Annotated in this window: 20 protein-coding genes and 1 tRNA gene; 12 read left to right on the forward strand and 9 right to left on the reverse strand. The window is 56.1% G+C overall.

Going from position 1 to position 20,965, the window contains the following annotated elements; translation table 11 throughout:
* Nucleotide 1: 1 nt before the first annotated feature.
* On the reverse strand, nt 2-814 hold the full coding sequence (locus TMES_RS03960; protein WP_085579552.1) for an acyl-[acyl-carrier-protein] thioesterase: 813 nt from the start codon (nt 812-814) through the stop codon (nt 2-4).
* Between the two features lie 247 nt (nt 815-1,061).
* On the reverse strand, nt 1,062-1,478 hold the full coding sequence (arfB, locus tag TMES_RS03965; protein WP_085579554.1) for an alternative ribosome rescue aminoacyl-tRNA hydrolase ArfB: 417 nt from the start codon (nt 1,476-1,478) through the stop codon (nt 1,062-1,064).
* A gap of 143 nt (nt 1,479-1,621) precedes the next feature.
* On the opposite strand from arfB, the gene TMES_RS03970 reads away from it, so the two are divergent.
* On the forward strand, nt 1,622-2,008 hold the full coding sequence (locus tag TMES_RS03970) for a YbaN family protein (RefSeq protein WP_211275859.1): 387 nt from the start codon (nt 1,622-1,624) through the stop codon (nt 2,006-2,008).
* Between the two features lie 186 nt (nt 2,009-2,194).
* Here TMES_RS03970 and TMES_RS03975 read toward each other — a convergent pair whose 3' ends face one another.
* Nucleotides 2,195-3,388: an MFS transporter gene (locus tag TMES_RS03975; RefSeq protein WP_245835191.1), complete on the reverse strand. Its 1,194-nt coding sequence runs from the start codon at nt 3,386-3,388 to the stop codon at nt 2,195-2,197.
* A gap of 179 nt (nt 3,389-3,567) precedes the next feature.
* Between TMES_RS03975 and TMES_RS23255 the strand changes: the two genes are divergently transcribed.
* Together TMES_RS23255 and TMES_RS03980 are read left to right on the forward strand one after the other, a co-directional pair.
* Nucleotides 3,568-3,948 (forward strand): LysR family transcriptional regulator, encoded by a 381-nt coding sequence (locus tag TMES_RS23255; protein WP_245835192.1) that lies wholly within the window; start codon nt 3,568-3,570, stop codon nt 3,946-3,948.
* Entirely contained in the window at nt 3,845-4,420 is a 576-nt protein-coding gene (locus TMES_RS03980) for a substrate-binding domain-containing protein (protein ID WP_245835193.1), read from the forward strand. Before TMES_RS23255 ends, TMES_RS03980 begins: the two co-directional genes overlap by 104 nt.
* 41 nt (nt 4,421-4,461) lie before the next feature.
* Here TMES_RS03980 and TMES_RS03985 read toward each other — a convergent pair whose 3' ends face one another.
* The 5 genes from TMES_RS03985 to TMES_RS04005 form a co-directional block, all read right to left on the reverse strand.
* Nucleotides 4,462-4,845: a MerR family transcriptional regulator gene (locus TMES_RS03985; protein ID WP_085579558.1), complete on the reverse strand. Its 384-nt coding sequence runs from the start codon at nt 4,843-4,845 to the stop codon at nt 4,462-4,464.
* 67 nt (nt 4,846-4,912) lie between these two features.
* A complete protein-coding gene (locus tag TMES_RS03990) occupies nt 4,913-6,691 on the reverse strand; it encodes an ATP-binding protein (protein WP_245835194.1) in 1,779 nt (592 codons plus the stop codon).
* Nucleotides 6,692-6,744: 53 nt separating this feature from the next.
* Nucleotides 6,745-7,377, reverse strand: coding sequence for a chemotaxis protein CheC (locus tag TMES_RS03995; protein ID WP_085579560.1), 633 nt, complete (start codon nt 7,375-7,377; stop codon nt 6,745-6,747).
* Nucleotides 7,370-7,747 carry a response regulator transcription factor gene (locus tag TMES_RS04000; protein ID WP_085579902.1) on the reverse strand — a complete coding sequence of 126 codons (378 nt, stop codon included), beginning with the start codon at nt 7,745-7,747 and terminating at the stop codon, nt 7,370-7,372. The genes TMES_RS03995 and TMES_RS04000 overlap by 8 nt, the downstream gene beginning before the upstream one ends.
* A 95-nt stretch (nt 7,748-7,842) precedes the next feature.
* Nucleotides 7,843-10,377 (reverse strand): EAL domain-containing protein, encoded by a 2,535-nt coding sequence (locus tag TMES_RS04005; protein ID WP_245835195.1) that lies wholly within the window; start codon nt 10,375-10,377, stop codon nt 7,843-7,845.
* A 325-nt stretch (nt 10,378-10,702) separates the two neighbouring features.
* Between TMES_RS04005 and fdxA the strand changes: the two genes are divergently transcribed.
* The 3 genes from fdxA to TMES_RS04020 all read left to right on the forward strand — a co-directional run bounded on the left by fdxA (nt 10,703) and on the right by TMES_RS04020 (nt 12,724).
* Nucleotides 10,703-11,038: a ferredoxin FdxA gene (gene fdxA / locus TMES_RS04010; protein WP_085579562.1), complete on the forward strand. Its 336-nt coding sequence runs from the start codon at nt 10,703-10,705 to the stop codon at nt 11,036-11,038.
* Between the two features lie 286 nt (nt 11,039-11,324).
* On the forward strand, nt 11,325-11,825 hold the full coding sequence (locus tag TMES_RS04015) for a CarD family transcriptional regulator (protein ID WP_085579563.1): 501 nt from the start codon (nt 11,325-11,327) through the stop codon (nt 11,823-11,825).
* Between the two features lie 89 nt (nt 11,826-11,914).
* Entirely contained in the window at nt 11,915-12,724 is an 810-nt protein-coding gene (locus TMES_RS04020; protein WP_085579565.1) for a hypothetical protein, read from the forward strand.
* 261 nt (nt 12,725-12,985) lie between these two features.
* On the opposite strand, the gene TMES_RS04025 is transcribed toward TMES_RS04020, so the two are convergent.
* Nucleotides 12,986-14,449 carry a M48 family metalloprotease gene (locus TMES_RS04025; RefSeq protein ID WP_085579567.1) on the reverse strand — a complete coding sequence of 488 codons (1,464 nt, stop codon included), beginning with the start codon at nt 14,447-14,449 and terminating at the stop codon, nt 12,986-12,988.
* A 270-nt stretch (nt 14,450-14,719) separates the two neighbouring features.
* On the opposite strand from TMES_RS04025, the gene TMES_RS04030 reads away from it, so the two are divergent.
* The 6 genes from TMES_RS04030 to TMES_RS04055 all read left to right on the forward strand — a co-directional run bounded on the left by TMES_RS04030 (nt 14,720) and on the right by TMES_RS04055 (nt 20,959).
* Nucleotides 14,720-15,913, forward strand: coding sequence for a hypothetical protein (locus TMES_RS04030; RefSeq protein WP_158091181.1), 1,194 nt, complete (start codon nt 14,720-14,722; stop codon nt 15,911-15,913).
* A gap of 79 nt (nt 15,914-15,992) precedes the next feature.
* On the forward strand, nt 15,993-16,952 hold the full coding sequence (gene pip / locus TMES_RS04035) for a prolyl aminopeptidase (protein WP_085579571.1): 960 nt from the start codon (nt 15,993-15,995) through the stop codon (nt 16,950-16,952).
* A 171-nt stretch (nt 16,953-17,123) separates the two neighbouring features.
* Nucleotides 17,124-17,645 (forward strand): acyloxyacyl hydrolase, encoded by a 522-nt coding sequence (locus tag TMES_RS04040; protein WP_085579906.1) that lies wholly within the window; start codon nt 17,124-17,126, stop codon nt 17,643-17,645.
* A gap of 247 nt (nt 17,646-17,892) precedes the next feature.
* A tRNA-Arg gene (locus TMES_RS04045) sits at nt 17,893-17,969 on the forward strand.
* Nucleotides 17,970-18,353: 384 nt separating this feature from the next.
* A complete protein-coding gene (locus TMES_RS04050; protein ID WP_085579573.1) occupies nt 18,354-19,523 on the forward strand; it encodes a hypothetical protein in 1,170 nt (389 codons plus the stop codon).
* Nucleotides 19,520-20,959: a hypothetical protein gene (locus TMES_RS04055; RefSeq protein ID WP_085579575.1), complete on the forward strand. Its 1,440-nt coding sequence runs from the start codon at nt 19,520-19,522 to the stop codon at nt 20,957-20,959. The genes TMES_RS04050 and TMES_RS04055 overlap by 4 nt, the downstream gene beginning before the upstream one ends.
* Nucleotides 20,960-20,965: the final 6 nt, after the last annotated feature.

Genomic DNA, 20,965 nt, shown 5'->3' on the forward strand with positions numbered 1-20,965 from the left:
CTCAGGTTTCGTCGATATGGTTTTGCAGGGAAAATTGCGCCCGGACCAGATCGATGTCGCTGGTTTTACCGTTATGTGCATCGCGACGTGAAATGGTGGCGTAGCCGCCTGCCTGACGGATTTCAACCCGGTCGTGCAGGCGGCATTCGGCGCGAAACTGAATGTCGAGGCTGGCGGGTTGAAAGTCCGCCGTGCTTGTCGTGTCAGCGGGGCCACTGGTGGCCAAAACCCATTGCATCAGGCGCACATTATTGACGTGTCCATAGATATCAAGGTCCGATGCCCGGGCGGTGATGGTGTCTGCCGCTGTCATATCGGCCGGGGGATGCGCCCGGCGTTGGGAAACCTCGATCAGTTTCGGGCCGGGAGGATCGGGCAGGCGGGCCATTAGCCAGTCTGGCCAGGGTGCAGGCCGCCGGGCCTGCAAATCAAACAGGGACCAGAAATTTTGCGCCACCGCACAAACGGTGCCGCTTTCGTCGATCAGGCGGAAATCGCGGCTGGCCATGCGATGGGCAAAGCCCGACGGCCAGGTTTCGATGGTGATGGTTTCGCCATTGGCTGGATACTGCCGCACCATAATGGCCATGCGCGCCAAAACCCAAGCCACACCGCGATCGACCGTATCGTCATAAGCCAGCGCCAGCCGTTTGGCCCCCCAGCCAGCGGCATCTTGCATATAATCGGCCAGCGCAGGCAGGGTTGCCAACCCGTTTTGGCCGATTTCGGAATAGCGCACGCGATATTGCCCGCGCCAGCCGCAATTATCGGGCAGGGGGGCGCTGGCAATGTGGTTCCAGTCAGGATCGGGCATGGGGCGTTCCTGTATTTTGCTTCATTTTGGGGTGGGGGCGTAACATTATGCCAACGATAGGCCGCTTAAACCGATCGGGCAATCTGACCAAAAGGCCAAGGGCAGGGCAACAAAGGGGCCGGACCCGCGTGTGATGATGGACAACAAACTTGCGTGGCGCATTCGCATGCCAGGCGGACCAAAGCGGATTATCGTAAACAGGACGTAACCGCGCCGGTTAAACCGGGATTATTGCGTGCGGCTTTCGTTAGTCCGTCGGGCTTTGGCGCATTTTTTTGGTATCGCCGCGTTTCTTTTTGGTGTCGATACGGCGGCGCTTCGAGGCCAGCGTCGGGCGGGTTTTTACGCGGTATTTTTTGCGTTCGGCGGCCTTGCGCAGCATGGCAACAAGGCGGTCGATGGCGTCCTGTTTGTTGCGTTCCTGGGTGCGAAAACGCTGGGCTTCAATGATCAGTTCGTTTTGCGTCGTCACACGGCTGCCGCCAATTTCCTTTAACCGGTCGCGCACACGCAGGGGCAGTTCGTGCAAATCGTCAATTTGCACGCGCATTTGCACCGCACTGGCAACCTTGTTGACATTCTGCCCGCCCGGCCCCGAAGACCGGATGAATTGAAATTCCAGGTGGCGTTCATCAAAATAAAGGCCGCTGCCAATATCAATCATTGTTCGTGTTCCGGCGTCCGGGTGCGATTTATACTGAAAATCATTATCGATTGCAGAAGTTCAATTGAAGTTTCCCTATGGGCTGACTACATTGTATGAAATTGCTTCGTCAATGCTGTGACGGGCCTTGTGGGAATAAAAACGTGCATCCTGGTCATATTTATCTTGTTTTCGGTTGGTTGGCAGTCGGTCTTGGCGTTGTGGGCATCTTTTTGCCCTTGCTGCCGACGACTCCTTTTATTTTGCTGGCCGCGTGGCTGTTTGGCAAAGGTTCCCCGCGGGCCCATGCCTGGCTTTATAATCATCCGCATCTGGGGCCGTCTTTGCGCCACTGGAATGAACATGGCGTGATCAGCCGCCGGGCCAAAATAATGGCGGCCAGTGCGTTTGTTCTTATGATTGGGGCGTCGATTATTTTTGTCAAAATGCCGTGGGTGATCATGGTGCAGGCGATGATCGCCATTCCGGTTTGTATTTTCATTTTTTCGCGCCCGTCCAGCCCGCGGGTTTCGGTTTCTGAAACCAAGTAGCCCGCTGCCGGGCAGCACGCGCGATGCATGACAGATTAAAAACCAACCTGTAAAACCAACCCGCAAAAACCATCCAGCGGGCCCGTGCGGTTTGCCAATAAACAAGGGACGATCGAAAGGTTCGATCGTCCCTGTATTGTATCTGATTGAGGGCGCACTTTTGCCAAAGGCCGGGGTGGGGAAGGGTTAATTTGCGCCGGGATTGTGCTGTGCGCGCCGGGGGCGGAATTGCAACAACACAGCCAGAATGCTCGCAGCAATGATCATGGCGGTAACATCGGCCCAGCCACCATGGTTCCACACCCAGATACCCAGGGCGGAGCCCGCCGACCCGCCAATAAACATGGTGGCCATAAAAATGGTATTGAGGCGTGCCCGTGCGGCTGGTTCCAGCGAATAGATAATGTGCTGGTTTGAAACCATGGCGGACTGAATTCCGAAATCAAGCAGGATCACGCCAATGATCAGGGCCGACAGGGTGGCCGATACCGCAAACAGCGCCCATGAGGCCAGAACGACAAAGACGCCAATACGCACAACCATACGCGGGCCGCGATGATCGGCCAGACGCCCGGCAACGGGGGCTGCGAGAACGCCAACCATGCCAATAATGCCGAATAAACCGGCAATTTCGGCGCCAAAACCAAATTGCGGCTGGGCCAGCAAAAAGGGCAGGACCGTCCAGAAGGCGGAAAAACCGGCAAACAGCAATGCCTGGGTGAGCGCGGCCCGGCGCAGTTCGGGATAGTTGCGCCATAAATGGCGCATCGAGCCGATCAGTTTGGGATAGCTTGCCGGGGCGTCCTTGCGGTCGTCGGGAAGAATGGCAAACATGGTAAGGGCGGCGGCAAGGGCCACGGGCACGGCAATATAAAACATTGCCCGCCATCCCATGCCGGTTGCGACATATCCGGCGATTGTCCGGCTTAGCAAAATACCGGCAAGAAGACCCGACATCAGGGTGCCAACAGTGGCCCCGCGCCGTTCGGGCGCGCTGAGATGGGCGGCAAACGGGATGATTTGCTGGGCGACGGTTGCGCTCATGCCAACAAGGATGGACGCCCCGACAATCATTGTTGTGGAGGAGGCGGTGGCGAGCAACAACAGGGCGGCTGCCAGAATGATAAATTGCCCGAAGATAAGTTTGCGGCGATTAAACATATCGCCCAGTGGCACCAGCAAGAACAGCCCCAGCGCATAGCCAAGCTGTGTGACTGGCGATATCAGCGAGGCCGCATGGGGCAGCTCATGCGAGATGATGTTTAGCATGGGTTGATTGTAATAAATGTTGGCAACGGCAATGCCGGTTGCCGCGGACATGGCAAAAACAAGCGAGCGACGCAGCCTGAAAGGCGCATCGGCGGGGGTGGATCTGGTCATCGTTTTTCCTGCAGTCTGGAATTTGGATTTGTGCTGTTGTGCGCTGATGGGCATTGTTTATCAATGAACAATGATGCACTTTGTGCGTTCAAATTTGTACGGGTGTGGCGGCAGGTGTTTTTTCGCGGCATCGGCGAACGGTTAAATGCCGGAGATTGGTCACAAAACCGGGGGCTGACATGGACTGGAGCGATGTGCGGGTTTTTTTGGCGGTGGCGCGGGCGGGAACCCTTGGCGCGGCCGCACGTAGCCTGAAAATCAGCCACCCGACAGCGGGGCGGCGGTTGCGCGCCCTTGAGGACGCCACCGGGCAGGTTTTGTTTCAAAGAACAGCCGAGGGCTATATCCTGACCGATGAAGGCCAATCGGTTTTTGCGCTGGCCGAGCAAATGGAAGAAAACGCCCTGGCGCTGGAACGCCGGTTGGCCGGGGGGGCGGCGCGAACCGGAAGGCAAGGTGCGCCTGTCCTGTGCGGACTGGTTCGGGGGGTATGTTTTACCACCGGTTCTGACAGAATTTTGCGAAAAATATCCGGCGGTGGAACTGGAGTTGCTGATTAGCGCCCGGTTATATAATCTGGCCCGGCGCGAAGCGGATTTGGCCTTTCGCATCATACCGTTCAACAATCGCGATATTGTTCAGCGCCGGTTACTTGATATGCCATATGGCGTTTACATTGCCCAAAACCTGCCCGATCCGGTGGTGGGCGATGGTGAAGGGCAACGATTGCTGTCAATGGATGCCTCTACGGGCACCTACCCCGATACCTTGTGGTTACAGGACCGTTTTCCCCGTGCGGAAATTGTTTTGCGCAGTAATAACCGCCATATCCAGGCACGCATGTGCGCAAGCGGCCTTGGCATTGCGGTATTGCCCCGCCCCCTGGGCGATCAGGTGCCCAATTTACGACGGCTGACGGGGATGGACACGCCCCCGACGCGATCTATCTGGATGGGGTATCACCGCGATTTACGCGATCTGGGCCGGTTGCGGGCGTTTGTTGATCTGGTCGTCAAACATATTGCGACCTGAATGTTGGCTGCCTTTGGCCCGATGGCGCAGGTTCGTCGGTGTTATCGAACCGATTTACGGCTGAGTTCCTGCTGGCAGTTTTCTTCAAGCAGGTCGAGTTCCTCGATTGTCGCGTCGATATCGTCGCGCTGTTTGGCCAGCGTATCGCGGCGTTCCGATATTTTGTTGATCAGGATCGTCAGCTGGGTAATTTCGCTGCGGTCTGTTTCATAGAGATCGAGCAGGTCGCGAATTTCCTTAAGCGCGAAGCCCAGCCGTTTGCCGCGCATGATCAGGCGCAGCCGTACCCGGTCGCGCTGGCCATAGATGCGGGTTTGTCCCTGACGCTGTGGTGCGATCAACCCCTGGTCTTCGTAAAAACGAATGGTCCGGGTTGTGACATCAAATTCGCGGGCAAGATCGGTAATGGAAAAACTGTCAGTCATATAATTCTTTAAAGTTTACGCTTACGTAAACGAAAGCTACATGGTTTTTCCCGTAATCACAATACACTCACACCACACTGTGGTCTTTGGGCAGATCGACATGGAAGGTACTGCCTTCATCGGGCGCACTTTCGACATGGATATTGCCGCCGTGCCGTTCGACAATTTTTTTACACAGCGCCAAGCCGATGCCGGTACCGGCATATTCGCCGTAGCCATGCAGGCGTTTGAAAATTTCAAAAATGCTGGCGTGATATTGCGGGTCGATGCCAATGCCGTTGTCGGACACCGAAATACGCCAGAAACTGTCAAACTCGCGCGCCGAAATGCGGACTTCGGCATGTTCGGGGTTGCTGTATTTTAATCCGTTTGACACCAGATTTTGAAACAGTTGCAAAAGCTGGCTGGGGTCGCCCATCACCATTGGCAGGTCGGGTGCGCGCATGATGTTGCCCGCCGGGGCGGCATCGGCGCGTTTAAGGTTGGCTTCAATCGCATCAAACAGCCCGGCGAGCGGAACTGCCTGAAACGGTTTGCCGTGCCGCCCAACCCGCGACAGGGTCAGTAGGTCGTCGATCATGCGTTGCATGCGCCGGGTGCCATCCACGGCATAATGGATAAACTCGTCGGCGGTATCGTCGAGCTTGCCTTTGTAGCGGCGGGCCAGAAGCTGGGTGTAGCTAGACACCATGCGCAAAGGTTCTTGCAAATCGTGCGAGGCGGCATAGGCAAACTGTTCCAGCTCGGCGTTGGAGTTTTCAAGCTCCTGCATCGTGTTCTGGATTTCAAGTTCGTGGCGTTTGCGCTGTGAAATATCGCGCAGCGTAATGATGTAATGATAGCGCCCATAGGCGGTGAAATGGCTGATCGCCACTTCGAGCGGGATGTTATGACCATTGGCCGGGCAGGCCAGAATTTCGATAACGCCGGTGCCAAGGTCGGTCAGCAAACGGTCGCTGGGCGGTTTGGGCGGCGGGGTATTGCCGCTGTCGGGCAATAAAAACCGGATGATGTTTTTAATCTCCGGGTCGCCCTGTGGGCCACAAAGTTCCTGTGCGCGCGCATTTAGCGGTTCAAGCGTACCATCTTCGGAGGCAACCAGAATGGCATCGATGGTGTTTTGCAAAATCGCCCGGGTGCGGTCTTCGCTGCGGCGAGTTTTGGTCACCAGTTCGGCCAGTTCGGCAGCCTGGCGGCGCAACAGCTGGTCGCGCTGAACCGCCAGGGTGACATCGCGCACCGTGATCGAACACAGCTGGGTGCTTTGGGCAATACGGACAGGCTGAATGCGGATCGATTGCTGCATTTGCGGGAATTTTTCGGCAAATTGCGGCAAAGGGCGCAACGGCAGAACCGATTTGTTTAGCGACGGTGAAATCATTGCGGGCATGCCCAGCGACAGACAATCGCGAATGGCATTGTGCAACCGGGTGGGAATGGCATCGCCAAACACATCGCCCAGCGTTTTGCCGATAACATCGTTCGCCTTGTGGTCCGACGCCTTTTCCATCCAGCTATTCCAGAACATGATTGTTCTGTTCTGGTCGATGGTTATAACGCCGACATCGCTGGCATCGAGCAGCGTCAGGTAAAGTTCGGCGCCCCAGCTTGCCGGTTTGCAAGCGGTGCTGCGCGGGTTTGTTCCCGCGATGGCAGCAGGATGGCCGGTGTCGGGGCCAGCTTCTGGCACTGACGCGGGCGCGGGGGTGTTTGCAGCAGGTTGGGGCTGTGCCCCGGGGTTGCTGGCACCGGTGTTTTCGACCTGGCCCGTGTCCACAGGCATGTTGGCCCGGGTCGGTTTTTTGCGGGTGCCATCTTCGGGCGGAATCTGATTGCCATATCGCATGGCTTGATGGCTCCTTGCGGCCGGATGTGCCGGTAGCACGGGGGCTTTTTAAATCAGCTTAAGGCGTGCGCCAGATAGCGCTGAACCATTTGTTTTAGGGTCTGAATCGAGTCCAGATCCATGACAAATAACACATATCCGTCGATATCGTTTTCACGCAGCATGAACTGCACATGAAGAATAAGCAGAAATGGCGCTGTGGTTTCGGCATCGGGCGCATCGACCGGGCTGTAATCGGGCATCAGGTTGCGGGTTTCACATTTGCGAAAAACCGGCATCGAACAGTTAATCGGGTGCCCCAATACGTTCGAAATGCTGCCCAGACAAGCATTGAGAATAATGTTGCCAACCTCCATCAGGGCTTCTTGTTCAAGGTCGCTGAGGCTGTCGAGGGGCACATCAACCTGCAAAAGCCTGCGCACCAGCTCCAGGCTGCGTCTTTCGGGAAACACCAGCAGGGCATCGCCCTTGAACGGGCCATTAAAGCTTTGGGTGACGGCGGACACCACTTCGTGCGGTGCGGCGATCAGGTTGGCGTCGGAAAAGCGCTGAACAAAGCTGATCGACGGCACGGTTAATTCTACCCGCTGATCGACCATTTCCGAAAGCGACGCCGCAGCACGACCGACACCAATATTGATCAGTTCGGTAATGGTATCGCGTTCAAGGTCGGATAAATCAATCATGGGCCTGTTCCCGCGCGGAAAAATAGGCGGTGATTTTATCCTGGGTGGGCGGTTTGGCAATGAAATCCATGCCCAGGGCTTCGGCCTGGTTCTGGATGTCTTGCTGGATATTGGCCGTTAGCAAAGCAACAGTTGATTGGGGGTGCTGCTGGCGAATGTCGCCGCCCAGTTCCAGCCCGTTTTTACCCGGCATGTTAAAGTCGATGATGAAATAATCATAGGGCCGAGTGTTGGCCATGGTTTGGGCTTCGCCGGCTTCGACGGCCTCGTCAATGGTCCAGGCCGGAAACCGGCTTTGGATAAATGCCTTGACCAGCAGCCGGGCAAATTTGCTGTCATCAACCAGTAAAACGGAACGGGGATGCGACATGGTATCCTCAAAATGGTGCCGCACAAAGCGGGTTGGTCGAAAACAGTTTTGGCGTGTGGCGTGTTCAAACGGTTTGGCCATTATAGGGCAGATCGTCACGCCTGTTCCAGTTGTTCCATCAATATGGCAATTTCGGCGGGCGGTCGCGGTTCTGAAATCAGGAAACCCTGTATCTCGTCGCAATCATGGGCGCGTAAAAACTCAAGCTGTTCGGTGGTTTCAACCCCTTCGGCGATCACGCGCAAGCCCAGATTGCGGCCCATCAAAATAATGGTGTTGGTGATGGCGGCGTCGTCGGGGTCGGTGGTGATATCGCGGATAAAGGACCGGTCGATCTTGATTGAATTGATCGGCAAGCGTTTTAAATAGGTTAGCGATGAATAGCCGGTGCCAAAATCGTCAATCGCGATCTGGATGCCCAACCGGCGAATTTCGGTTAAAATGGCGACGGCGCGGTTCATGCCCTGCATCATCACGGTTTCGGTAATTTCCAGCACCAGCCGCGAGGCGGCAACGCCGGTTTCTTGCAAGATGCCCGATATGGTTTCGGTGATGCGCCCTTCGATTAACTGGCGGGTCGATAAATTAACCGCGACCACCACCGGGGCAACCCCCTGGGCATCCCATTCGATAATCTGCTGGCACACCCGGCGCAAAACCCATTCGCCGATTTTGCCGATCAGGCCGGTTTCCTCGGCGATGGGAATAAACTGCATTGGCGAAACAAAGCCGCGCCCGGGCCTGTTCCAGCGCAAAAGGGCCTCCAGACCGGACAAGCGCCCGGTCGAAAGATGAACCTTGGGCTGGTAATAAACCTCGAACTGTTCGCGTTTGATGGCATCGCGCAGGTCATTTTCCATCGCCAGGCGGGCGACGGCACTTTCGTTCATCATTTTGGTGAAGAAATGATAGGTGCCCCCGCCGCGTGCCTTGGCACTATACATCGCGGCATCGGCGTTGCGCATCAATGTGGCAAAATCATCGCCGTCTGCCGGGCTGAGCGCAATGCCGATGGACGGGGCGACAAACAATTGCCGTCCGCGAATTTCAAAGGCGGGCGAAAACGCATCCAGCACAGTTTGCCCCAGGGTCGCGGCTTCCTGTGTTTCGCTTAGCTGCGGGATAATGATCAGGAATTCATCGCCGCCCAAACGGCCTAGCGTGTCGCTGCGACGAATAACGCTGCGCAAGCGGGTGGCGACTTCTTTTAACAAAAGGTCGCCAAAATCATGCCCGAGGCTGTCATTGACCAGTTTGAACCGGTCAAGGTCGATGAAAAGCATGGCGGTTGCCGTTAATAACGGCATCACGTCGCCCTTGCCGGTCCCCATGGCTGTGCCGTCCAGCGCGGTGCCGATATTGCTGGCATGGCGGCTGTTATCGGTGTTTGGCGACAGGGCATCGCGCAGGCTGAGTTCGAGCATGGAACGGTTGGGAAGGTCGGTTAACGGGTCGTGATTGGCCATATAGACCAGCCGCTCTTCGTAGCGGCGCTGGGCGGTAACATCGTGAAACACCACGGTGTAAAGCAGGCTGTCATCATATTGCATGGGCCGAAAAACCGCCGCGACGCGGATTTTTCCGCCATCGGCACAGCGCAAGACCAGTTCGATCGAGCGGTCCAGAACCGGGCGAAAACGGTCATTTTCCGGGGTGGTCTGGTCAAGAAGCTGTGCCAGATTAAGCCGGGATGCATCGACCACGTAATCATGCAGGTTTTGCCCGATCAGTTCGGCGTCTTCGGGCAGGTGCAGCAATTGCAGGCAGGCGGGATTGCATTGCAAAATCTGAAATTCGGAATCGACACTTAAAATCCCGTCCGCCACATTTTGCATGATGCCGCGCAGGCGGCTTTCGCGTTCGCGCAGGGTTTGTTCTGCTTCGCGCAGCCGCCACAGGTTATCGTCAATTTCCATCAGCAAACCATTGGCCGAGCGGGCCAAAAGCCCCAGTTCATCGGCAGCATGGTGGGCGGGAATATCGACCTTGGTGGTGGCCGGGCTGGCCGGGTCCACCTGGCGCAGGGAATGGACCAGACGCAACAAAGGCTTGGTCAGGGCGATATAGAAAAATACCGTCAGGGCAACGCCGAGCAAAAAGTTGCGGACAAAGCCCGAGGCCAAAATCATGGCGGACCGGTTGATGAAGCCTGCGGCAATAACGCCGGTATCAACATCTATTTCCAGATACCCGACCAGATCAGTGGAGTCGCCGATAGTCAGCGGAATTTCATAATGCTGGTTATCGCCAAACATCCAGCTGGTCAGCCAACTGAGGCTGGAGGACGCTTGCGGGCGTTCCTGTTTGGCCAGCACATTGCCAAAATCATCGCGCAGGCGGGCAATGTATATCGGTTCGTATTCAAAAAGCCCGGAAACCACGCGTTCGGCAAGGGTTTCGTCAAGGCCATAGGCCGCCTGGGTCGCCGATTCCCGCACGGTCGACAGAACCTGATTAACAGTTCGGTCAATCTGGTTGCGTTCTCCGTGCAGGTCCCAGAGAATCTGGAGCGCACTGAAGGCCACACCAATCAGCAAAGTTATAATAACAGCGGCGCGCGCCTGTTTGAAAGACAGGCGATCTTGCCACTGGAGCCTTGCATTCGTCAGGCCAGCCTCCGCTATCCACACCCCAAAACATGGCTCTGCGGCCATTGAAGGAAGCAAACAGTATGTTAAGGGCATCTGAATTGCAATTGTTGCAACGCTCATTTTGGGCTGGTCATGCAAATTTATTTTACGATGGGGTGTCGGATTTTAACAATAATTACAAAATGATGCCCCGTTTTGAACATTGGTACGGCTGGCACAGTCATGGGGAATACTACGGTAAAAAGTAGTGTTTTAATGGAGTTGCACACAGCATCCCTGCGTGATAACCAATGGCCGAGAGAGAGAAACAGGCCGACGGTGGGCGCAGCCGCCACTGGCCCCGCAACCTGTACGGAGTGACACCATGACCTATGTGGTGACAGAAAACTGCATCAAGTGTAAGTATCAGGACTGCGTCGAGGTTTGCCCCGTCGATTGCTTCTATGAAGGTGAAAACTTTCTGGTTATTCACCCGGATGAATGCATTGATTGCGGTGTCTGCGAACCCGAATGTCCGGCCGAAGCCATTATTCCTGATACCGAACCGAATTTGGATAACTGGCTTGAAGTTAACCGCAAATTTGCCGAAATCTGGCCGAATATTACCCGCAAGGGCGATGCACCGGCAGATGCGGCAGAATGGGATGGCAAGCCCGGCAAAGCCGAGCTTTTGTCTGAAGCTCCGGGCACCGGCGACTGACCGGTTTTCCCGCGCGCAGGATCTTTAAATTAGCGTGGAGCGATGTTCCGCGCATGGCAGCATTGAACCGGCCGCACAGAAAAGTTCTGTGAACGGCCGGTCAGTTGTGTTATGATCCTTCTTCGCGTTGAGGGCTCGGCAGGCTCCATTCCGCACTGTCGGATTTCCGTTTTATTACCTGTCTGTTACCGCGGCTAAGCCAAAAGCATGGTCGTAAGGTGCCTTCGCGTTGTTGGGACCAAGGTATTTTAAATGACCAGGCCCTTAGGGCCGGAAGGAAGCTTTGATGTCGGATAAGTTGCCCTTTACGATTGGCGATTTTGTTGTTTACCCTGCGCATGGTGTTGGCTGTGTTGACGGCCTCGAAACCCAAGCGATTGCAGGTCAGGAACTGCGCCTTTATGTGATCACTTTTGAATCCAGCCGCATGACCCTTCGGGTGCCGGTGAACAAGGTGGGCAACTCTGGTCTGCGAAAACTTTCCTCGAAAAAGGAAATGGATTCAGCGCTGATTACCCTGCGTGGTCGTGCGCGGGTTAAGCGCACCATGTGGTCGCGTCGCGCACAGGAATATGAAGCAAAAATCAATTCCGGCGATCCGGTTTCGATTGCTGAAGTTGTCCGCGATTTGCACCGTTCGGCCACCCAGCCCGAACAGTCCTTTTCCGAACGCCAGATTTACGAAGCTGCGTTCGAGCGCCTGGTAGATGAACTGGCCGCGATCGAAAAGATCGACAAGGACAAGGCATCGGGCAAGCTGGAAAAGCTTCTGCAAAAAGCTGCCTGATCCGCATTTGCGGTTAGACCAACAGCATACACTTTCTTAAAGCCGGTCCGGGTATTATTCTTGGACCGGTTTTTTATCAGGAGCATGTCATGGCGCAAGCAGTTGCCGTTCTGGCGTCGTTAAAACCTGCCGACCGTATTTGGGTCGTCGGGGCTGTAAATGGCGATATCGCGGCATTACAGGCGGTGCATGCCAAGCTGGCGCGTAAAATTCGTGCCGGTGACCGGCTGGTTTATACCGGCAATTACTGGGGCGATGGCCCGGGTGACAATGTGGTTGCCGCCGTGAACGAGGTTTTGCTGTTTCGCCGGTTTTTCATCGCGCAGGACGGGGTCGATCTGGCTGATATCGTGTTTTTGCGCGGTGCCGCCGAAGAAATGCTGACCAAATTGCAGCAATTGCAGTTTGCACCCAATCCCGGTGAAGTTTTTGAGTGGATGTTGTCACGCGGGGCAGCGGGCATTGTGCGTGCCTATGGCTTTAACCCCGCCACGGTGCAGGCCACCATGCGCCAGGGCGCACATCTTATTTCACAATGGACCGGCCATCTCAGCGATGCCTTGCGTCGCCACAGTGGCCATGGCGCCTTGATGGCCGATTTGAAACATGCGGCCTATGTTAGCGACGGGTCACTGATTTTTGTTCATGCCGGGCTGGATTCTTCGCGCGCATTGACGGCCCAAACCGATACCTTCTGGTGGGGGGCGTCGATGTTTGAAGCAATTACCGAACGTTATTATGATTGCACGCGCATCATTCGCGGGGCGTCGAACAATACGCCAGGTATTTCGGAGCGTGAATATACCCTGTCGCTGGACGGCGGTGCCGGGCGCGGCGGCAAGCTGGTGGCTGCGGCCATTGGACAAAACGGACAAATTGTCGATCGCATTGAAAGCTGAAACCATTTCTCCATGAGGTTGACCCATGGAAAAATGGTGCGGCACGACGGCGCTGCGCGGCTTGTGCCGCAGAAGGCAAAGGCTTCTTGAGCCCGTCCGCCGATTGAGGGGCTTATTGATCGGTTTCGATCAATGAGATTTGGTATGAACCCCTTTTTCCCCATGTCTGATCGTGCGCCCCGCTATGGAAGATGAAATACAAAAGCCCCGTCAGTTCGATTTGAACTGACGGGGCTTTTGATTGTATGGGGCCGACTGTATTTATTCCCTGATCACTTTCACAAGCGATCCTTCGGGCGGAAGCTGGCCATTTTCAATGCCATTGATGACATCAAAGGTTTCCTCGGGCCGGCGATCCACCGCCATCGATTTAACAAAGGTATCGACGGTATAGCCGGGGTTCACCGCACGCACCTTGATCGACAGGGCGTGATATTTCTTTTTCTCGGCCGCGGTTAGCGACCGAAAGCTGTATGTGGTGCGGCGCAGGGCAACGTTATAGCTGTCTGCCCGGTCCAGCGGTATCAGGAACAAAAACTGGAAGGCCGCTTTGCCATGTACAATGGCCACCACCCGCAGACGGGCTTTTGTCCCGGATTTAAGCGATACATCGGCCGAGCCGGTTGCGGCTTTTTGGCCGTTAATATCAATCGTCTGAATGTCGCGCAGTTGCACCGATTTGGAAAAGCCGCGCTGTAAATAGGCGCTGGGGTTGCTTTGGGCCGCCGCCGGGGCACCTTCAAAAATGATGGTCGCCCCCTGATTATCCTGGGCAACCACGGCGTCGGGCTGGTTGATCATGGAAAATTCGTCGGGGACTTCAAAATAGAAATCCAGCGGGACATGGATAAATTTGGCACCGCGGACAAAGCCGTTTTCCGGGCCATCGCCATACATGATCCCGTCAATTTCGGTCATGTATTTAACCGCTTCAAGGCGCGGGGCGCCCGATACCGGGGTGTTGGCGGCAACGCGGGCCTGTTCGATGCGGTCCAGCGTGCGCGGGTGGGTCGCCATAATGTCGAACTGGTCAACATCATCGGGCGACCGACCGGCCAGTTCGGCCTGCAATTGCGAATGGGCGCGCAGCTTTTTAAGGAAACTTGCCATGGCCTCCGGGTCGTATCCGGCGCGCGACAGATAGCGCACGCCAAGTTTGTCGGCCTCAAATTCGTGTTCGCGCGAAAAGGACTGCATATAGGCATTGGCTCCCATGCCAATCACATCGCCAGCCCCACTGCCAATGGCGGCCGACAATCCGCCAGCCAGAACCTGGGTCAGAACGCCCCGGCTGTAACGCTGGGCGGAATGGCGGGCCACAACATGGCCAATTTCGTGGGCCAGAACCCCGGCCAGTTCGGCCTCGTTCGAGGCCAGTGCCAGCAGGCCGCGGGTGACGTAAACATAACCACCGGGCAGGGCAAAGGCATTGACGATAGGGGAATCCAGCACTGTGAAGGTGAATTTCTGGTTGGGGGTTTCGGTCACCGCCGCCAGTTTGTTGCCAATTTCAGTGACATAGGCAGGCAGGTCCTTGGCATCATAGCTGCCGCCAAATTCCTTGAGGATTTTCGGGTGTTCTTCGGCGCCAACTTCGGCTTCCTGTGCCGGGGGCATGAAGGCGGTGAAGGTATCTTCGCCGGTTGCCGGGTTGGTCGAACAGCCCGCCAGCCCGCCCATCAGTCCGATTGCGGCCCATAACGATAGTGTTCGTGCTTTGCGCATGTGCAGCCAACCTGTCAATGTCGTATCCTCCGCTTTGGTCCGGCAAGGGGCCGGAATATCCAACAAGGGAATGGTGCCCTGTTCCGTTTTTTAAAGTGTGTGCGCCCGCCATGCAGGCATGTGCCCAGGTTGTTTTCGTACCGTGTGTTGCGATTGCAATCAATCGTCGTGGGTGCGCGCGTGCGTTTTAGGGGCCTGTGGGGGCAAAGTTCCCGTTTTATGTTCAAGTCTGTCGTGTGCCCCGGTTGTGCTTTTGTGGTTGCGTGGCTGATGATCACCCTGTTTGGATATTCCGGCACCATGGCGCAAGGCGTTGGGGGAATATCTGGCGGGGTATTATACCAGTCTGTGTCGCAAGATGAAAATGTAACGCCCCAAGGGTTGAAAAGTTCGGCGCGCACAGCCGGGTTTAACCAAAAAATACAGCAATTGGCGGCGGCGGCTGTGCCCGTGAGTGATGAGGGCGAGGAGAGCGGGGCGGGCATTGCCCAGTGTGGCGTTATATTGCCCGGGGAAGAGGCGCGGGCCGATATGGTGGATTTTGTAATTTACAGTCCCGTATCCCTGATGCGGCCTGACGGAATCGACGATATATTGATTAAAGATGGCCCCGCCATGCTGCAAAACAAGCCGTTGCGGTTGGGCGATATTGCGATTGTGCCGCCAATGGTAGATCGCGCCTTGGCATATTTGCGCAAAAATTACCGCGATGTGGTGGCCGTAATCGTGCCGGGCGGGCCACAGATGACCAGCAAGGCAAAGGATGGCCGCCCGGATGGTGCGAACGACCCGCGCCTTCCGGCCTATTTTGTGACAGCCGACGGGGCATTGTTGCAGGACCATCTGCTGGCAAACGGGCTGGCGATGATGCTGCCCGCGACGGATATTGCGCCAGATGCCGTGCTGATGTTACCCCGGTTACCAAGGGGTGAAACGCAGCCGGGTGAACCGGTAAAATGGCAGCGCCAGAACATGCTAACCCGCCTTGCCAGAACCGAGGCGATTGCCCGGCGTGCCCAGCGCGGAATGTGGGCCTTGCCTGATGCACGCACCGGGCAGGCGGGCAACAAAAAGGGGGCGTCGTATAATTTTTACGCCCCCTTGGTGAATGATGCCGATGTCGCCAACCGGGCAGGCAAGGGGGATGACCCGGGGGATAACGGGGCGGTTGATGTGAAAAACGGCATTGGGCTTTTTGCTGTGGTGACAGGCAAGCCGGTGTCGGTTGAGCAGCAAAAACGCCGTCTTTATTTAAATTTCGGGGTGGACTGGCACCATGATTTTACCATTGCCCTGGACCAGAAGCAGGTCGAAACCCTGACGCAGGCCGGAATAAACCCTGCGGACTGGGTGGGGCGAACGGTTATTGTGCGTGGCACCATTGAAAATCGCGGCGGGCCTTATATCGGGCTGGCCGCGTTATCGTGGTTGTGTCTTGGCCCTGATCGGCGCGACAATACCTGATGCGGGGTCGCCGCGAGGGTGATTTGCCCGGCGCGATGCCAATTTTTACACGGTTTGACTATTTTCAGGGGTTCTAAACATGCTGTATCCAGAAATAGAAACACGGGATTCGGGTTGGCTGGTACGGCCCGATGGCCATGAAATCTATTGGGAAGAAACCGGCACCCCCGATGGCATTCCGGTTGTGTTTTTGCATGGCGGGCCGGGGGCGGGTATATCGCCCAACCATCGGCGTTATTTTAACCCGAAAAAATACCGCGTGATCCTGTTTGACCAGCGCGGGGCCGGTAAATCGCGCCCGTTTGGGTCGCTTGAAAATAATACAACGCCGGATTTGATCGGCGATATCGAAGCCCTGCGGGTTGACCGCAAAATAGAGAAATGGCTGGTTTTTGGCGGGTCGTGGGGCTCGACACTGGCGTTGGCATATGGGCAGGCCTGCCCGGCGCGCGCGCTGGGGTTTGTGTTGCGCGGCATCTTTTTATGCCGCCCGTCGGAAATTGACTGGTTTATGGCTGGCATGGGCGATTTTCAACCCGAGGCGCACCAGCAGTTTCTCGCGGCTGTCGGGTTAACGCAAAACCCCGGTGCTGCAGCACTTCTGGATATATATGGCCGCTATTTTGCCGGTGATTATGGCGATGATGCCGCCTGCCAGGCGGCCCGCGCCTGGAGCGGCTTTGAGGCAAGATGCTGCACATTGTTGCCCGATGACGGGTTGGTTGACAGCTTTGAAGGGGATGAAATCGCCCTGGCGCTGGCCCGGTTAGAGCATCATTATTTTGTAAATCTGGGTTTCTTTGGCGACGTGCCGTTGCTGACCGGGATTGATAAAATTCGCCATTTGCCCGCCACCATCATTCAGGGCCGCTATGACCTGGTTTGTCCGCCGGTAAATGCGTTTGATTTGGCACGCGCCTGGCCCGAGGCCGAGATGGTGATTGTCGATGATGCCGGTCATGCGGCAAGTGAACCAGGCACGATCCGTGAACTGGTTCGCGCAACCGATTTGTTTGCCGCGCGCCCCGAATACAGCTAAGGCCGAATTTCGGCGACCGGAACCGGCCATTGGGTGCTTCCTGCGCCTGACCCGTTCTTCATGAATGATCCCTATGGAGAACGGGTATAATGCGTTTTTTGCATCTGGAATATTGCCTGACCGGATTGCTTTGATAATATTACAATAAAGTAATCCACGATGGGGAAACTGATGCGCATACGGTTTGAGGTGATACTGGCCTGCATGGCCGCTTTTTTTATGATCGGAACCTGTCAGGCACAGGAATTTTCGAACAGTCGCAACGATGTTGCGCAACTTGGTTTTTCGACAGGCATTTTCAACATCACCGCAGATGACGCAGCGGCGGAAATGCGGCTTGATTACCGCGATAATCACGCCTTGTTGGGCTTTTTACGCCCGATTGGCGGGGTAATGGTAACATCGGACGGGGACGTTCACGGTTATGGCGGCTTAATGGCCGATGTTTTGTGGAACGCACATTTTGCTACATCGTTTTACAGCTCTGCCGGGGCGTATCATCATGGCGACGGCGAAGATCTGGGGCACTGGATTGAATTTCGATCTGGCGTTGAGGTGTCGTACCGGTTTGATGACAAATCGCGGGTCGGGTTGGGGTTTGCCCATATTTCCAATGCCGATATTGGCGATCGAAACCCCGGTGCCGAGGTGCTGTCGCTGACATATACGGTGCCGGTGAAAGCCCTGTTTTAAGGCGCGATTATTGCAGGCAGGCGCGGACAGGCGACCTTCATTCGGCATCGCAGGGCCCTGCCGAAAACGGAGGCGCTTTGCCCGGTTGGGCGTGTGGAGCCTTTCGCAGGTGCGAATAAAACATATCAGCCGGGTTTTGCCTTTCGGGGTGGATCCTTTTTGGCGATGAATTTGTGGTAGACGGGCATCGAAGAATTGATCCGCGGGAATGAACCTGCTAAGTCAGATCGACCTTGCCAAGGTTTGCGCGCCCGTAGCTCAGCAGGATAGAGCACCAGATTCCTAATCTGGGGGCCGTGGGTTCGAATCCCGCCGGGCGCACCAGTATTTAAAGGCCCGGATGGCGAATCCGGGCCTTTTTCGAAATTTGTCATTTCTGAAAATATGTGCTCCCGCGCACCTTTCAATCATCAGGGGTTGTTGCGGTGCGCTGCGCACTTTTTACGAGATGACCGGCACGGCACCAGCAGAAAACAGCCATTTGTTCCCTGCCAGGTTAACACGATTGCCAGACCGGTTTTGCCATGTTGATCGCCCGTTTTCAAAAAGATGTAGCTGGTTTCTCTTTTTCAACGGGAACAGGGTTGTAGGGGCGGCGGCTTTGATGAAATATAGTCTCGAAATTAAAGAGGGTAACCTTGAAAACAGGGTCGAGCTATACTGTTGGTTGGGGTGATGCCCCCTGTAAAAGGCTGATCGATAGGCGGAATGAGCAAAGAACAGCAGCACAGTGGACGGGGCGAAGGCGATGCAAGGGGCAGTCTTACGGGGAAACCTGACCCGTTATCGGCGTTGCCAACGACATTTGAGGCACGCGGGGTCAGAACACCCTTTACGACACGCCCGTTGCGGTTTGCCCGTGTGGTCCGCGACCCTTATAACAAACTGGTGATAAACCTGCCGGGCTTGTCTGGCGGGCTTGGCACCTATGAAATGCCGCTTGAAACCATGCGGCAGATTTTTGATCTGTCGGTGCATGACCGCATGCTGTTTGACGAGTTGGCCCCGGTTTCAAAGCCGAACCCGGAACTTGTGCGCCGAGCTGCCCGCAACATTGCCCAAACCGGCGTTGGCGGTATTCGTTTGGCCCGCGAAGCCGAACGGCAGACAGCGATTGAGCAGGTTAGCCGTGATACCGGGCAACTGACCCTGGTTCATCAGGCCTTGCTTAAACTTGGCGGCGAGGGCGTGCAGGATATGAAAATAACCGATCTTGCAACGCCTGACGGCCAAAAACGCGCCCGTGCCGCCCTGGACCGTTTTGCCCGCGATGCCGGGACAAAAAACCAGTCTGTGGTGGATACGCTGGAACAATGGAGCATCCTGACAGCCCCGGTGGGCCTGACAATTGAGGGATGTTCGGGCCCGTTGCGCGATCTGGTCAACGGGTTGCGGCGCATATCAAGTGAGCTGGAAGAATGGTCGACCTCGGAAATGTCCAATATCCGGTTTATGGCCAGCCACGTTATCAACGGTGCCGGAGCGACTTATGACCATGCGGTGCGCTGGTTGCGCACGATTGACCGCTGGAACAATGATATTGGCGCTGTTTTGCGCGACTGGCCCAAGGCCCGGCGCGAAATAGAACGCAGCATTGACCGGTTATGGTGGTTGCTTGACGGGTGGGAGGAACTGATTGCGCGCTGGCGTGCCGCAACCGAGGTAAACCGGACCGAGCAACGCGATGCCCTGGAAGAACTGGCCAGCTTTTTGCCGGTCATTCCCATTGCTGAACTTGAAACGGAAGAATACAGCTTCTGGACCGATATCCGCGTTAATCAGGTGATGTGGGCAGCAGAAGTGCGTAAACTGGGCTCTGGCGACATGGATGCCGACATGGTCACGCAACTGGAACGGTTTCGGGAGTCCTCGGGATGACGGTAGCCAGCAAGAATGGCCCTTCTATTTCGCAGCTGGAGCAATTGTTTGATTCGCTTAGTACCGCGGAAATAACAAAATTTACCCGCGCGATTGAAAGTGATCGCAACGCGCCGCGTTTGCCCCTGCCCCATGACCAGATATTGAAAATTTTACGCCCGCGTCTGGCATCGTTAAAGCCGGAACGGTACCCCACCCCGATGCGGCAATTTTGCACCCCGTTTGAAGACCTTCTGACATCGGAACCGCCAAGCGAGCGGGGCCTGCGCATCAGTCGCCAGTCGCTGGTGCCGATCTGGAATGTGGTCTGCGAAAGTGCCTCGGCCGAATTTCACAAGGCCTGCAAGGATTTGGAAGCCGGGGCCGAAGCCAATGACAAATCCCGTATTTTTAGTTCCGAGCGCCGGTTATGGGGCGAAGCGTCGCGCTGTATCGAAGAGCAGATCCGGATTTCCGAGCAGGGGGTAAAGCAGGAGCGTGCTTTGGCGACCCGGCTGGGATCGCGGGTGCATTTACCATCGATGGCGATCATTGCCAGAATGCTGCGTGTGGCCGAGCCGGTTATAGATATGCGGCTGCGCTTTCCCTCGGCCCCGATCCGCAGTTTGAGCAATTCGGATCTGGTGTGGCTGCGCGAAAAATTTATCGAAGTATCGGCCGAAAAACCCGGCTATGAAAGCCAGTTCATGACCGCAATTTTAATGCGGCTGTTGCGGCCAAGCGAGCTGTTTAAAGTGATCCGGGTTTTGTCGAGCAAGTCCGATGACCGATCGCTGGGCAGCACCAACCTTGCCAGTGCCGGCGACATGGTGATCGATATGTTGTCGGAAATTGTCACCGAAGTTGAACGCGGTGTTGGCAGCGGCAAGGACGAACACCAGATATTGCAACTGGCCCGCTGGTACGCATCGGAATTTGTTCGCATTACCCGCGAGCTAAGCATTCGCAAGGATGGCCCGTGGGGCGAGCGGTTGCTGGGTACACGCCGCCGGGTCAGCCAGGCGATTGCCAATACCATGTTTGGTGCCAGCCCCGAGCGCGTGACCGAAGCCCTGCCCCAGCCGCCACGGGGGCCTGCCCCGCGCGGCGGGCTGGCACCGCCCTTGTTTTCCCAGCCATTTGATGCGGAAAAGGTTTTGGCCGCCGAACATTCGGCCGAGGCGATTGCTGAAACGGCCAGTATTTCGCATATTCTTGCCGCCCAAAGCTCGGCAACCAAAGCGGTGGTTGAAATTAAAAAGAAACTTAATCAGGTGGGGCGCGCCGGGATTGATGGCATGGCGCGGCTAGAGCCGCCTGATTATGCCAATGCCCAGCGCCATTTGATGGCGATTGTCCGATTGCTGGAAATTATTGACGGCCCGGAAGATGCCGATTTGTTGCGCCGTCGTGGCATGTCCGCCTTGCGCGGCCTGACCGAGCGCGCCGGACGTTAACACAGA

The organism is Thalassospira mesophila, from assembly GCF_002115755.1.
Taxonomy (GTDB): Bacteria; Pseudomonadota; Alphaproteobacteria; order Rhodospirillales; family Thalassospiraceae; genus Thalassospira; species Thalassospira mesophila.